The 13,841-nt window shown below is 42.2% G+C and carries 13 protein-coding genes; 8 read left to right on the top strand and 5 right to left on the bottom strand.

Translation table 11 applies throughout. The features are described 5' to 3' along the window. Window positions 1-943: 943 nt before the first annotated feature. The gene (locus tag F6K49_RS22000; RefSeq protein ID WP_008185577.1) at window positions 944-1,156 is read right to left on the bottom strand and encodes a helix-turn-helix transcriptional regulator; all 213 of its coding nucleotides are present in this window, start codon (window positions 1,154-1,156) and stop codon (window positions 944-946) included. 132 nt (window positions 1,157-1,288) lie between these two features. On the opposite strand from F6K49_RS22000, the gene F6K49_RS21995 reads away from it, so the two are divergent. Next, on the top strand, window positions 1,289-1,483 hold the full coding sequence (locus F6K49_RS21995; protein ID WP_293100082.1) for a hypothetical protein: 195 nt from the start codon (window positions 1,289-1,291) through the stop codon (window positions 1,481-1,483). Between the two features lie 186 nt (window positions 1,484-1,669). Here the strand turns inward: F6K49_RS21995 and F6K49_RS21990 are convergent, their stop codons facing one another. Continuing rightward, window positions 1,670-3,649 carry a hypothetical protein gene (locus F6K49_RS21990; protein WP_293100079.1) on the bottom strand — a complete coding sequence of 660 codons (1,980 nt, stop codon included), beginning with the start codon at window positions 3,647-3,649 and terminating at the stop codon, window positions 1,670-1,672. 241 nt (window positions 3,650-3,890) lie between these two features. Here F6K49_RS21990 and F6K49_RS21985 point away from each other — a divergent pair, with 241 nt between their 5' ends. Continuing rightward, window positions 3,891-4,070, top strand: a complete 180-nt coding sequence (locus tag F6K49_RS21985; protein ID WP_293100076.1) for a hypothetical protein — start codon at window positions 3,891-3,893, stop codon at window positions 4,068-4,070. Here the strand turns inward: F6K49_RS21985 and F6K49_RS21980 are convergent. Beyond that, entirely contained in the window at window positions 4,010-5,224 is a 1,215-nt protein-coding gene (locus F6K49_RS21980) for a DUF790 family protein (RefSeq protein ID WP_293100073.1), read from the bottom strand. The genes F6K49_RS21985 and F6K49_RS21980 overlap by 61 nt on opposite strands. Before the next feature lie 244 nt (window positions 5,225-5,468). Here F6K49_RS21980 and F6K49_RS21975 point away from each other — a divergent pair, with 244 nt between their 5' ends. The 3 genes from F6K49_RS21975 to galE all read left to right on the top strand — a co-directional run bounded on the left by F6K49_RS21975 (window position 5,469) and on the right by galE (window position 7,241). After that, a complete protein-coding gene (locus F6K49_RS21975) occupies window positions 5,469-5,750 on the top strand; it encodes a hypothetical protein (protein ID WP_293021959.1) in 282 nt (93 codons plus the stop codon). A gap of 306 nt (window positions 5,751-6,056) precedes the next feature. Further along, window positions 6,057-6,191: a hypothetical protein gene (locus tag F6K49_RS21970; protein ID WP_293079649.1), complete on the top strand. Its 135-nt coding sequence runs from the start codon at window positions 6,057-6,059 to the stop codon at window positions 6,189-6,191. 18 nt (window positions 6,192-6,209) lie between these two features. Further along, entirely contained in the window at window positions 6,210-7,241 is a 1,032-nt protein-coding gene (gene galE, locus F6K49_RS21965; protein ID WP_293021960.1) for a UDP-glucose 4-epimerase GalE, read from the top strand. A 339-nt stretch (window positions 7,242-7,580) separates the two neighbouring features. Here the strand turns inward: galE and F6K49_RS21960 are convergent, their stop codons facing one another. After that, the gene (locus F6K49_RS21960; RefSeq protein ID WP_293021961.1) at window positions 7,581-7,784 is read right to left on the bottom strand and encodes a hypothetical protein; all 204 of its coding nucleotides are present in this window, start codon (window positions 7,782-7,784) and stop codon (window positions 7,581-7,583) included. Between the two features lie 2 nt (window positions 7,785-7,786). Next, window positions 7,787-7,915: a hypothetical protein gene (locus F6K49_RS21955; protein ID WP_267875737.1), complete on the bottom strand. Its 129-nt coding sequence runs from the start codon at window positions 7,913-7,915 to the stop codon at window positions 7,787-7,789. A 103-nt stretch (window positions 7,916-8,018) separates the two neighbouring features. On the opposite strand from F6K49_RS21955, the gene F6K49_RS21950 reads away from it, so the two are divergent. The 3 genes from F6K49_RS21950 (at window position 8,019) to F6K49_RS21940 (ending at window position 13,823) form a co-directional block, all read left to right on the top strand. After that, entirely contained in the window at window positions 8,019-9,176 is a 1,158-nt protein-coding gene (locus F6K49_RS21950; RefSeq protein ID WP_293100069.1) for a glycosyltransferase family 4 protein, read from the top strand. 148 nt (window positions 9,177-9,324) lie between these two features. Next, the gene (locus tag F6K49_RS21945) at window positions 9,325-11,361 is read left to right on the top strand and encodes an ABC transporter ATP-binding protein (RefSeq protein WP_293100065.1); all 2,037 of its coding nucleotides are present in this window, start codon (window positions 9,325-9,327) and stop codon (window positions 11,359-11,361) included. 14 nt (window positions 11,362-11,375) lie between these two features. Then, on the top strand, window positions 11,376-13,823 hold the full coding sequence (locus F6K49_RS21940; protein WP_293100061.1) for a GH116 family glycosyl hydrolase: 2,448 nt from the start codon (window positions 11,376-11,378) through the stop codon (window positions 13,821-13,823). Window positions 13,824-13,841: the final 18 nt, after the last annotated feature.

Below are 13,841 nucleotides of genomic sequence, written 5' to 3'. Positions count from 1 at the left end.
CCACAGCCACACCAATAGATGAAAACCCGCCAACACCAAATAGAAACGGTGGGATGAGTTCAGCAGCGATGTAGCGATCCATCACTGATAAGCTAGGAAAAACGAATTTGAGGAAGTAAGGTTTGCCGAGTTTCAATCTTCTTAAGTGGTTAGAGTTTCAAAAAGCATAGAAAACAATTTCATGCCTTTTGTTGCTAAGTTTTCCCAATCCAGTAAACCTACCATGTTTGTTATGCGAGTATCTGCAAACTATCGCAATTCTGATCACAAGTGGTGTGGGGTGTTTTATAGCAGAAGTCAGAAGTCAGAAGTCAGAAGTCAGAAGTCAAACTCTTGCGCTTATTTAGGTTTGAGACTTTTGTCATGTCCGCGCCTGCCCTGGCGACTGCTATACAAGGGTAGGTTTTTTACAAAGGGGCGAGTAGGTACTTTTATTGTCTTGATGCAATAGCGAGTGGGGGAAATCCCCAAGACCGCGCTGCATCGCTACGTATAAATTAATCCAAATATGTATCAAAATACACAATAATTTCCGGGATAATTCTCCCCATTTCCCGCTCTTCCCCTCCTGGGAGGCAGGGCTGTTTCAAACTTTAATAAGTTAACGATTATTGGAGATAGGGGGATAGGGGGATAGGGAAATAAACTAAAATTTCCCGAAAAATCCGCCAATTTAGTCATTAAAATCTGACAAATTAGTTGGGAGGAAGCAACTCCAATGACTAACAATTCGTGATTCGGCCTTCGAGGAGGGTTAGATAAATTTGGCCAAAATTCCGACTATTCGCGCTCCTTTTCTCCCCATCTCCCCATCTCCCCATCTCCCCATCTCCCCATCTATTTTTGGCGAGAATGAAACAGCCCTGCCTCCTGGGAGGGGTTAGGGGTGGGTTCCGACTCCCGACTCCCGACTCCCTACTCCCGACTCCCTACTCCCTACTCCCTACTCTTCGATAACCTCTACCAAATCTTCAACCATAACATCAAAGGCCCGGGCTAGCTTCAGAATTGCTGTAAAGTCCGTCATACTCATGGCGTCACGTCGGGCATAACTAGCCACAGTGCTATAGGTTACTCCAGAACGATCGGAAACTTCTTTCAAGGTCCAACCCTTCTCCGCTGCTAATTCTCGAACTCGTAACCTAATTAATCCCATTTTGGACTTGACAAACTACGCAACTACATATTTAATAGTAAATAGAATATTCGGCGATCACCCAAGAGGCCGCAAAACTACTGGGCGATCGCCTTTCTTAAAACAACCCATAGAAATGGGGTATTTCACTATATGATATCAACTCGACAAACTTACCGAGACCGATTAAAGCCGTGGTGTGTCATTCGGCACCTACCTAAGAGGCAACGCATAACCGTAGCTCGATTTCATCGGCGCAGTGATGCGGAAGCCTATCAGCAATCTCTTCAGCGTTTGCTGCCCAATTTCAACCATGTGGTGATATTTGAAACACCCTTGAAGGAATAATCCTGTTGGGAAACTGCAGGGCTAAATTGCCCTTGGTGACGGTTAAAGGTTAAAGGGAAAACCTCTTTCTACCTTTAACCGAATCCTTTAACTGAAGTTAACCAGTACTAATGTACTAAATTATGCCAAAAGTCCTATCAATCTTGGCTTAGGAGTATAATTCAAGCATCGTTGCCATAGGCCAAATTAGGACAGCTCTTCCTGTAAAACCTGGTAATAACCATTAATCTTGAGTTTGACATCGGAAGCATTAGCGGGAATAAATTGTTCCAAGTCAATCTCTAAAGCCTCTCCTTGATGTAGACTAAAATAGTCTTCATCCACCTTTTGTAACTCAGTCATTGGATAAATGACTTCCTCTACCTTTTCTGTTTCGGGGTCAGTGTAAACAATTGAAAGTGCATCAATATAAGTAATTTCTGCTTCTCGTTCCTCTATCCTAATTTTCGATACGCTATCCCCCAGGCTATGCAGCTCCTCCTGCTGTAAGGATTTATTCTTTCTGGCATATAAAATTGTGCCTAGTTCTAACCAGCCATCTTGTTTAGGATCATAAACCACCAAGTATGGACAACTTCCAGCCTGTAGATAAGTGGATATATAGACAGTAGGCTCATCACTGGGTGGTAATATATCGATGCTTTTACCATTTATTTTTATTGACTTAACATTTAAAATCGAACCGACAGCAATTCTATTAGGAATTAACTCCGATAATTCACTTAAAGAACTAGTACTGTTTATAAACTCTTGAGAAAGAGTGATAGGAGTCGTAAGTAGTCTGTTTTGCTGTTTATAATCTGACGTATTGGAAAATTTTTTCGACTCTGGCTTCGATAAAGCCTTAGTAACATAAATTTTTTTAAGATTAACAAGTTTACTTTTATCAAAATATTTTAAACCCAGATTATGATAATACTCCTCAATATATTGAGCATTAAAACCAAACTCTATGGGGATTAAAAAATTATTCCCAGGTTTCAAAGAAATGTTGAGTTCTTGTGTCCAAGTATCACTAGATTCAAAAATGCTACTCCTTTGATCTGCAACTGTAAGCTCGTAAGGACTCTTTTTAATGGAATCATAAGTTATAGAATTTATCCTGACCGGTTCTTGATTATTGTTGACCAAATCAATAAATTTAACATAAGGCAATGAAGCAATTTTTTCAATTGAAAAAATTGCTCCATTGCCTCCACAGCCAAAAGATTCAAATTCATCTATATCAATAACAAATGGATAGTTAAAGCCGAGCAAACCACGAAAATCAGGATTATTACCAATAATATTTTTAATCCAAACGTCCCGATTTTTACAGGCACTCAAACGATAGTAATGTTTTTGTCCATACTTAACAATATCTGAAAGCTTTGGGTATTGTATAATATTCCCAAGTACTTTTCCTTGATCATGATTATACATTAAAAATGTATATTTACTGTCATCATCGGTATTAAATTGACCTAAAACCGGTGCATAACTCAAATTCTCACAGAAATCATCTTGTAGAAATTTAATAGAATTATTTGTGTATTCTAATGAAAAGTCCCCAACTCCTTCTTCTCTATTTACTAATACTTTAGTATCATCCAATTTATCTTGACTCGCGATCTGAACACCCGAAGTAACATTTATTACTTCTTGATTGCCACTCTCATTTATGAATTTATTGATGTTGTTAAAAACATCATTACGAGCTACTAAAGGAACACTATCAATATCAATGGTTTGCAATATTTTTTGAATTAAAGGACTGTTTAGATCCGGTTTCATTAAGGATAGAGTTAGTGGAAAAACTTCATTTTCCGCTGTATAGTGTTGATAATCAATCTTCAACTCTAACTTTGATAACTTATTAGACTTTAATTTGAATTTTCTGTTGGTGTCCGGATCTACCTCCAGATTAATTATTTCCACTAAAATTTCATACCCTTCTTTAGTTATATTAATTTCAACACTTTCTCGATCAGGTACTTTAATTTCAGCATAGCCACTTTTTGTAGTATATTTAGTTGTTGGTGCTCCCTTACTGTTAAATTGTACTTCTGCACCTTCTATAGGTTGATTGTCTTCTGTTTGAACCAATAATGTAACGTCAACTAAACCCTCATCATTAAGTGTAGTTAAAATTGAGGGGAAGTAACTTATATTTAGCAATCCAGCCAAGATAAATCCAACAATGAACGATCCTAAAATAACCTTTACAGAAGAAGGCAGACTTTGAAAATAGTTAAGCATATAGCATCAGGGGTAATCACCGGCATAGAGAAACTGAGTAAGCCCATAGACTACAGACTAACGAAAGAAGTCTATCAGCACTATTAACACTCTTTTGTCCAGAAGTTTTGAATCCAGTAATAAAAGTTTACATTGTCAACCTATCCTTGTTGTCAACAGAGCACGAAGTATGAGAAAAGCGATGCATCCCTACTCCCTACTCCCTACTCCCTACTCCCTGCTCCCTACTCCCTACTCCCTACTCCCTGCTCCCTGCTATAACCCTCAACAACTGTGCCTTTCCCCAAACTATTCCAAAAGCTCCAACACAGCTTTCGGTGAAAGTTTATCCTTAAACCAAACAACTTGAGCTGGTAAATTCTTCACCGTAACCCCAGCTTTCTCCAAATTTAACCGTTCCGAAATCGCCAGAATCAAATTATCACATTCGGCCTTGCGCACCTGAGCGAATTTCTTCCTTAAATACTCTGGACGCCAGTAACCAATAATTTCTAATAGGAAATTTCGCCCATCAGGATGAACAATCCGAAAGTCGGGCACCATCACACTACCAGGAATAGGAATTAAATCCACTTCTCGCTCTAAGACCCACTCAGTTTTCTGAGATTCCCAACGCTTCGCAAAGGAAGCTTCTAACATACTGTCGTAGGGTTTACCAGGGGGATAGTGAGTCACCAAGCCACAGCGGTCATTAAGGCTAAAATGCCCCGTCTTGATCGTACCGCTGTAAGGGTCACGGCTTTGTAAGGTAGCCTTGAGACTCCATTTAGTAACGTGTAGTAAGGCTGGAATCAGTTTTGCGATCGCTAAACCATAGCGAGTACTCGGCTTAAATAAACTAGTCGGTCCATCAATAGTAATCGTGAAGCCATGATCCGCATCCCCTTCAATGTAGGTCATCAGCTGAAACAACTTCAAATAGCGGATTAATAGCTTATACTCCCCTGGAACATTCCGGTGAGCATTCAGAGTCATCTCAGATGCCCGATAAAAAATACCCTGAACTTGAGATAAATTATAGCGATGTAGTAATGCCTCTGGTGCTGGGTGATCGAACTGAGTCAGAATACGATTTTCGTGTAAATCCGCATAAAGTCCTTTAGAAATTTGCTCAGGCAACACTTCCTGGTTTAATTCCTTAGATAAAGCAGTGCTGAGGGTTTCTAGAGTCTCTTGAGTTGCCTGGCGACTAGGAACAGATTGAGCCGCCAGAGCAAAGACTCGTTGACGGAGTTCCTTAGGGTCTATGGGGCTAACAACTTCAAAGGTACTGAAGCTCGTTTTAAGAATATGGGCTAAACCTCGTTTAACCCGGTAGTCAGGACTATCTCCTTCCCAATCAGACAACTTACGGTCTAGTTCCCCTTGGGTACTACCAGTAGCCTCAATAAAGCAGTGGATTAACTCAGCTGCCATAGCACAGGTCTGATTGTTAATCAGCAACCGTTTGGGAATTATTTCTTCGCCATTTTGTCTACTAATTAGCAAATCAGTCGGTAGCATTAATAATTAAGTGTTTTTTTCTTTCTTTGCTGTGATATCTTGCTTTTAATGGCGGTGTCATGATAATAATAAACGGGTAAAGACACTGCCAGCTTACCTGGTACAGAGAATAAACAGAGAGTAAATGTTCAAGGAGGTTTTTAGTAAACTATTATACCAAAATTTATTCTTTACTCGAAATACTTCCTTTGACCCTAACCGTTAAGGTTGGCTCGATTGAATTATACAGAGGTGCTAAATAACCATGAAAATCGCTCTATCCCCAGAATGGCCATTTTTGATTTCCCACCGACTAAACCATAAATCTGTGGCGTCTACACCTGAACGCCAATCCAACCTGGACATAGAGACAATGGTAAACCAGATGATTACCAGGGGTCAATTGAGCCGTCAAGAGTATTTACAGCTGACGAGTGCCTTCCTCTGCGATTACAATATAAGCGACGCAGAACGCCACCAGATTAATCGGATATTTGATAATGTTCAGACTGGTCGTGTGAAATTAGTTGATTGTCAAGTTAGTTGATTAGGGACGCACAGTGATAACCACCCACACTTTGCTATCTCGAAAGTGTGGGATGACAACCAAGCCTTTGTTATTAGCCGTTATTAGCCTCAGGGTTTCCTTAAGACATCCATCTTGGTTGTGATTATCTCAGAAATACTACCTTACCCCAAACTAGATAAGCACTCCCCCGTGAGCATCCTGATGGATGGGACATTGTTTTAACTGTTGTCAAAGCGCATCTGACAGGCATTGAATCCCACGACCTCCTTACCGCTAGGACGTGGGGCTTGAAGCCAGAATAATTAAGCGGCATAATTAATCAGCTTGACTATTGCGTCACAATTAGGTTTAAGCATCACCAAATCAACTCTGGCATCTCCTAATGGGATTGCTATTTTACCGAATTTTGCGGAATTACAAGCTATCCCAGGGAATAATTTGGTAAAAGCAAAAATCTAGTAAGCGCGAGGTATTCAAGTGTCGCAATCCAAAGCAACTGTGCTAGTTACAGGGGGTGCCGGATATATTGGCTCCCATGCTGTATTAGCACTCTTGGAAGCTGGCTACGACGTGGTGGTTCTAGACAATTTAGTCTATGGTCATCGAGACATAGTCGAAGACGTTCTAAAGGTGAAGCTAATTGTCGGTGATACCAATGACCGGGTATTACTCGACAATCTTTTTAGTGACTATGATATCAGTGCAGTGATGCACTTTGCTGCCTATGCCTATGTAGGAGAGTCGGTAACTGACCCTGCTAAATATTACCGCAATAATGTCACCGGGACACTAACACTCCTGGAAGCTATGGTAGCAGCATCTATTAAGAAATTAGTCTTTTCCTCTACCTGTGCTACCTACGGGGTACCAAAAACTGTACCGATTCCAGAAGATCATCCCCAAAACCCAATTAATCCTTATGGGGCGAGTAAATTAATGGTAGAGCGGATTCTATCGGATTTCCATACCGCCTATGATTTAAAATCCGTAACCTTCCGCTATTTTAATGCCGCTGGTGCTGACCCAGAGGGTAGGCTAGGGGAAGATCACACTCCCGAAACCCACCTTATCCCCTTAGTGCTGCTCACTGCTTTAGGTAAACGGGAGTCCATCTCCATGTTTGGTACCGATTATCCCACAGCTGACGGAACTTGTATTCGGGACTATATTCACGTCAAAGATTTAGCCTCTGCTCATGTTTTGGGGTTGGACTATTTGTTAAAGGGTGGGGATAGTCAAATCTTTAACTTAGGCAATGGCAACGGCTTCTCAGTCAAAGAAGTCATTGAAGCAGCCAGATTTGTCACAAAACAAAACATCAAAGCTATAGAATGCGATCGCCGTCCTGGTGATCCCCCCGCTTTGGTCGGTAGTAGTGACAAAGCCAGACAACTTCTGGGTTGGTATCCCCAATATTCCCATATCAACACCATCTTGTCCCACGCCTGGCAATGGCATCAGAAGCGCCATGGGGTCAAGGATAATGTCCTTAGGGTTCCCGTAGCATAAAGGATTAAGGATTAAGGATTAAGGATTAAGGATTAAGGATGTTCGCCTTAGGCGTCCCTTGTAGGGTATAATTAAGGATTAACTATAATCACCAATTCCAAGATCTAAAACTATGTAGTAGGGACATAGGGACAGGGTTACCGATTGGCCAGATCTAATGGTCAAGTTTTACTTACCTCTGTTCCCTGTGTTTCCCTTCTTCCCGTTCTGAACTATATTCTAAATTTCTATCTACCACACCCCTGAAACGTTCAACGCTTTAGGGGTTAGTGTCGTTCGTCGATTTTTTGTTTGATTAGATTAGGGTGTGGAAAGGGTGATAGTTGATCACACCTGAGATTATAGCACTTGAAACGGGAATTCTGATTCTATGCGCCATTTTCCATTTCCCTGATTAAAGTCTTTATCTAGCAAAGTGTCAATCACCCCACCTAAATCGAAAGGTAATGGTTGGTCTTCCTGAGATTTGACCCTTAGCACTAAGGGTTTAGCTGGTAAGCACTTCCGAATAGCTCCCGAGTTGAGATTATCGGACAATTCCATAATTATGAGGTAAATTCAATTTTGTTACCCCTACTCCCGACTCCCAGGGCTTGCGCTTGACCCGTAATTAAATTCGCCACGGGTCGCACCGCTCCCGACTCCCGACTCCCAACTCCCTCTTTAGTGACCATTAGTGCGTGGTAGTTGGGACATCTTGCTAAACCCGAGGGGACTAATCACTTTCACACGAGAGGTTGATCACCATGTATCGTGTACCAGTTTTATCAAAATCCGATGAACAAAAAAGTTTCCCTAGTTGTCAGTGACTTGTCCGGAGGTGGTGCTATCCGGGCATTTTTGCTAGGACAAGTCCTGAAAAAGCTCAACTATGCCATAGAGATTGTGGGATTTATGTTTGGGAAGGAGTTATACGCTACTCCTCCTTCTGATTTTACCATTACTTCAGTCCCTGGTGGTAAATATCCTGGGGTCTTAACCGCTGCCCGAGACCTGTTAAAAAAGATAGATGGCGATATTATCTATGCCGTAAAACCCAAACCCACCAGTTTTGGTCTGTCTGTGCTGAAAAAGTTCACTAGCCGTCGTCCAATCATCCTGGATATGGATGATTGGGAACTAAGTTGGTATGGTGGCGACCAATGGCAGTATCGTCCGAGTCTTAAACAGTTCGGTAGGGATATTCTTACCAAAGATGGTCAATTGAGATATCCAGACCATCCCTTATATATCAAATGGCTAGAAAACTTGATCAATTATGCTGACGCTATCACTATAGATACTCAGTTTCTCAAGGAACGCTTCGGTGGTGTTTATCTATCCAATGGTAAAGATACCGATCTGTTTGACCCGAAGCACTATGACCCAGAACTCAGCCGCAAGCGTTATGGGTTATCGGAGTATCGGGTGCTAATGTTTCCTGGTGCGCCACGACCCCACAAAGGAGTTGAAGATGTTTTAATAGCGCTAGAGTATCTCAATCAGCCAGACTTAAGATTGGTGATTGTCGGAGGCAGTCCCTATGATGATTATGATCAACAACTCATCAAAAAATGGGGGCGTTGGATTATTAAATTGCCCAGAACCCCAGTGGAAGAAATGCCAGAAGTTCTGTCAGCAGCTCATATTGTGGTGGTTCCCCAGCGAGATACTCTGGCGGCTAGAGCTCAGTTTCCCTTAAAATTGACAGATGGTATGGCAATGGGTAAACCAGTTTTGTCTACCCGTGTTGGGGATATCCCAACAATTTTAGGTGATACCGGTTATCTGGTTAAGCCTAGTTCGCCAGAACAACTAGCTCAGGAGATTAAACAGATATTTCAAAATCCAGATGTTGCCAATCATAAAGGACTTCAAGCCAGGGAGCTATGTGTAAAATACCATAGTGTTGATGCCATGGCGGCAGTTCTTGCAGATGTTATTGCTGATTTATAATCTGCTAAGCTGTTCAACATATAATTTGGCTCACTAACTAACAACTTTTTTGTTGACTGTTTATGCTTGAATGGAGTATAAGTAAGTCTTCCCCAATACCAACAGTTATACCAACAGTCAACACTCAACAATAAAAAAAACAGTAATCATGTCTCCTAATCGATTACTCCTTAGCTACGCACTACGGCATCCTATCTTGATTGTCTTGACTGTCCTGCTGGGATTTTCCAGTGCCATGTTTAATAGTGTCGGTACAACCATAATTGTGCCGTTAGTGCTGGAATTTTTAGGTCAAAAGAAACTAGAGTTAAGCAAAGCCCCGCCTATCATTCAGAAAACCATGGCTCTTTTTGAGGGCTTTGAAGGGGGCGATCGCTTGCTGTTCATGGTACTGGTAGTGCTCTTAGCCATTGTCCTGAAAAATATAGCTAACTATGTCAATATCTTAGTGTCTACCGATTTATCCAAAAAATTAATTAATACCTTTCGTAAAGAAGGGATTAAATTACTCCTGGATGTGGATCTAGATTTTTATGCCAAAACCAAAATTGGTGATATTATAAATCGGATTAGTCAAGAAATTGGTCGAGCCGCAAATGCCATTAAAATTGCCATTCAATTATTTACGACGGTAATCACAATTTTTGTATTTGTATTTCTTCTAATCTCGATTTCGTGGCAACTCACTATTGCAACAAGCATTCTATTACTTGGTGTATTCGTTATTAATCAATTTTTTGTTAAGCGCTCTAAAAAATTTGGTAAAATTCTCTCAGAAAAATCCCGAGGATATTCAGGAGCATTACTAGAAATATTAACAGGAATTAGGTTGATTAAATCAGTTAGTAATGAACAATATGAATATCAACGGATTGAGAATTTTATTGATGAACGTGAACAGGCTGAATTTCAATCTCAAGCTAATTTTGCGGCAATTAACCCCATTAATGAAGTCTCGGGAATATTGGCAATTTTAGCCATCGTCTTTGTGGGCAAAAATATCCTATTGAAAGATAGTTCAGCAGAAGAACTGGAAGCGATATCTACTGTTTTGGGGATTTATTTATTTTTACTATTCCGTTTGTTACCAGTAATCAGTCAGTTGAATGGGCAAAGAAGTCGGTTTGCTAATGTGTCTGCTAGTACAGCAATCGTGGCGGATTTTTTGCGCAGAGACAACAAACCGATCATGAGCAATGGCAAAAATATCTACACCAAGCTATCCCAAGAAATTCGCATTGAAAATCTCTCCTTTGCCTATCCTGGTCATCAGGATTCGGTACTCAATGGGGTGAATTTGTCGATTCCTAAAGGCACTACTATGGCATTGGTAGGTGCTTCCGGTGCCGGTAAGTCAACCTTGGCAGATTTGTTGCCACGATTTTATGACCCAGTTGAAGGACGAATCACTATCGATGGCACAGATTTGAAGGATTACGATATCCGTTCCCTCAGACAAGCGATGGGGGTTGTCAGTCAGGATACGTTTTTATTTAATAATTCGGTGCGCAACAATATTGCTTATGGAATGACAGATGTGACCGAGGAAGATATCATTGCAGCAGCTAAACGAGCCAATGCCTATGAATTTATCATGCAATTACCCCAAGGGTTTGATACCAAAGTAGGCGATCGCGGTGTACTCTTATCCGGTGGACAACGCCAACGCATGGCCATTGCCCGGGCACTGCTGCGGAATCCAGATATTTTAATTTTAGATGAAGCAACCAGTGCCTTAGATACGGTTTCCGAACGGCTAGTACAACAAGCTATTGATGAACTCTGTCGCGATCGCACAACGGTAGTGATTGCTCACCGACTGTCCACGATCCAAAAAGCTCATCAAATCGTGGTTATGGACAAAGGGCAAGTGGTTGAGATTGGCACCCATGAGGAACTGCTTAGGAAGGAGGGTTACTACTCTCGTTTGTACAAGATGCAGTTTGAGCACAATAGCGATGGAGAGGTTAAAAATGTGGTCAAAAAGGAGTTAGTCAAGACCTCCCATGAAGTGCGAACTCACCTGACCCCAATGATTGTTTGCTTGCAGTTAGTGGTGAATGACCTAGTGGATAGCCCTCAGGAACGTCATGAATTAACTGAAGAAGCCTATCACTCAGCAGTTCGTCTGCTTAAAACGTTGGAGTATTTAGAAGAAAGCTCAACTATAAAATCAATAGCCTAATTTGTGTCCCTGTAATGATCTATCAACCACCACGTCCAAAAATTCCTGAGTGTAGCTGGCAACGCCCCCTGGGACTAGGCTGGGATAACCCTTATACTGTCCGTTACCCAAGTAATCTTGATGATGGTCCCTGGCACGGCATGCCCTTGGGGGGATTTGGTGCTGGTTGTATTGGTCGCTCTCCCCGAGGAGATTTTAATTTATGGCACTTGGATGGGGGAGAACACATCTTTACAAGCCTCCCCCCTTGTCAATTTAGTGTATTTGAACAACCAGAGCATTCTCAGCCGATGGCTTATGCTTTATGTACTCAACCACCAGAGGATGGTAAGCTAGGCTCTTGGCAATGGTATCCAACACAAGGCAAAGGTGAGGAAAACAGCTCAGAGGTTTCTGGTCACTACTATGCTTTGTATCCTCGCAGTTGGTTTACCTATGAAAATGTCTTTCAGACTGAACTAACCTGTGAGCAGTTTTCTCCGATTTGGGCAGGATGTTATCAGGAAAGTAGTTACCCGGTGGCGGTGTTTGAGTGGACGGCTCACAACCCTACTGATACCCCCATTACGGTTAGCATCATGCTCACTTGGCAGAATATGGTGGGTTGGTTTACCAATGCAATTAAAAATCCCGAGGTGCGGGTAAGGGATGATGGCAGCCCGGTGTATGAGTACCAGCCTCGGTGGGGAGATAGTACGGGGAATTTGAATCAGTGGGTTGTGGATCACTATCGGGTCGGATTTGTTCTAGACCGGGTGAGACTGGGGGATGAGATTAAAGAAGGGGAAGGACAATTGTGCCTCGCTACAGTTACTAATCCCAGTATGGAGGTATTTTACCACGGTCGCTGGAATCCAGTTGGTGATGGTGCTGAGGTTTGGGATACCTTTGCTACGGATGGTAGCTTGGTAGACCATCAAGATGAAACCCCAGCGGCACCAGGAGAACAAATTGCGTGTGCGATCGCAATTCGCTTCACTATTCGTCCAGGTAAAACCCGCAAAATTCCTTTTATCCTGGCTTGGGACTTCCCAGTGACAGAATTTAAATTAGGTATTAACTATTACCGGAGATACACGGACTTTTTTGGACGCAACGGTAATAATGGCTGGTCAATGGTGCGAACTGCTCTCAAGCACCATGATCTGTGGCGAGAAAAAATTGAATCATGGCAAGAACCGGTCTTAAATCAGCAGGATTTACCCAATTGGTTCAAAATGGCCTTGTTTAATGAGCTTTACTTGCTCACGGATGGCGGTACTCTCTGGACAGCAGCAACTGAACTTGACCCAATTGGACAGTTTGGTGTATTAGAATGTCTAGATTACCGTTGGTACGAAAGCCTGGATGTGCGGCTCTATGGTTCTTTTGCCCTAGCAATGCTGTGGCCGAAACTGGATAAAGCGGTGCTAGAAGCCTTTGCCCGGGCTATCCCGACCAGCGATGAAACACTGCGTATTATTGGCTACAACCAAGCTCAAGCTGTCCGTAAAATTGCGGATGCTACTCCCCATGACCTAGGAGCGCCCAATGAGCATCCTTGGCAACAGACCAATTATACTAGCTACCAGGATTGTAACCAGTGGAAGGATTTAGCCAGTGACTTTGTTTTACAAGTCTATCGGGATTTTATTTTTTATAGCGCTACAGATATAGACTTTTTGTGGGAGTGCTGGTCATCCATTGTCAAGGCACTGGCTTATCTCAAGGGGTTTGACCAAGATGGAGATGGGATCCCCGAAAACTATGGGGCACCAGATCAGACCTTTGATGATTGGCGATTGCAGGGAGTAAGTGCTTACTGTGGGGGGTTGTGGTTAGCGGCCTTAGAGAGTGCGATCGCAATTGGAGAAATTCTGACCAAGAATTATCCACCAACATCCCCATTAGTAGAAGTACCTGAGCTAGATTCCATTCAAGACACCATTGACTGCTATCGCCAGTGGTTAGCACAAGCTATGCCAATTTATCAAGAAAAGCTGTGGAATGGGCAGTACTATCAACTAGATAGTGAAAGTGGCTCAGATGTGGTGATGGCAGACCAGTTATGTGGTCAATTTTATGCTCAGTTACTGGGATTACCGGATATTGTGCCACCAGAGTGTACTCTCTCAGCCCTCAAGACTGTGTATGATGCCTGTTTTTTAAAGTTCCATCAGGGTCAACTGGGAGCAGCTAATGGAGTCAGACCCGATGGCACACCAGAAGATCCCGATGCTACTCATCCGATGGAAGTGTGGACAGGAATTAATTTTGGATTAGCAGCATTTCTGATTCAGCAAGGCATGAAAGATGAAGCTTTAGGTATGACTGAAGCAGTGGTGGGGCAGGTTTATGATCATGGCTTGCAATTTAGGACACCAGAAGCGATTACAGCAGTAGGGACATTCCGGGCTAGTCACTATTTGCGAGCCATGGGGATTTGGGCAGTTTATTTAATGCTTAAGAATAATACCAACTAGAAAAAGACAGGTAAGAGC

Source organism: Moorena sp. SIO3I6, assembly GCF_010672095.1.
This window is presented reverse-complemented; position numbering and strand designations above follow the sequence as displayed.

What these genes read in the sequence shown, in the direction of transcription:
- F6K49_RS22000 (WP_008185577.1), bottom strand. Translation starts at nt 1,156, where the DNA reads ATGGGATTAATTAGGTTACGAGTTCGAGAATTAGCAGCGGAGAAGGGT.
- F6K49_RS21995 (WP_293100082.1), top strand. Translation starts at nt 1,289, where the DNA reads ATGATATCAACTCGACAAACTTACCGAGACCGATTAAAGCCGTGGTGT.
- F6K49_RS21985 (WP_293100076.1), top strand. Translation starts at nt 3,891, where the DNA reads ATGAGAAAAGCGATGCATCCCTACTCCCTACTCCCTACTCCCTACTCC.
- F6K49_RS21980 (WP_293100073.1), bottom strand. Translation starts at nt 5,224, where the DNA reads ATGCTACCGACTGATTTGCTAATTAGTAGACAAAATGGCGAAGAAATA.
- F6K49_RS21975 (WP_293021959.1), top strand. Translation starts at nt 5,469, where the DNA reads ATGAAAATCGCTCTATCCCCAGAATGGCCATTTTTGATTTCCCACCGA.
- F6K49_RS21960 (WP_293021961.1), bottom strand. Translation starts at nt 7,784, where the DNA reads ATGGAATTGTCCGATAATCTCAACTCGGGAGCTATTCGGAAGTGCTTA.
- F6K49_RS21955 (WP_267875737.1), bottom strand. Translation starts at nt 7,915, where the DNA reads ATGGTCACTAAAGAGGGAGTTGGGAGTCGGGAGTCGGGAGCGGTGCGA.
- F6K49_RS21950 (WP_293100069.1), top strand. Translation starts at nt 8,019, where the DNA reads ATGAACAAAAAAGTTTCCCTAGTTGTCAGTGACTTGTCCGGAGGTGGT.
- F6K49_RS21945 (WP_293100065.1), top strand. Translation starts at nt 9,325, where the DNA reads ATGTCTCCTAATCGATTACTCCTTAGCTACGCACTACGGCATCCTATC.
- F6K49_RS21940 (WP_293100061.1), top strand. Translation starts at nt 11,376, where the DNA reads ATGATCTATCAACCACCACGTCCAAAAATTCCTGAGTGTAGCTGGCAA.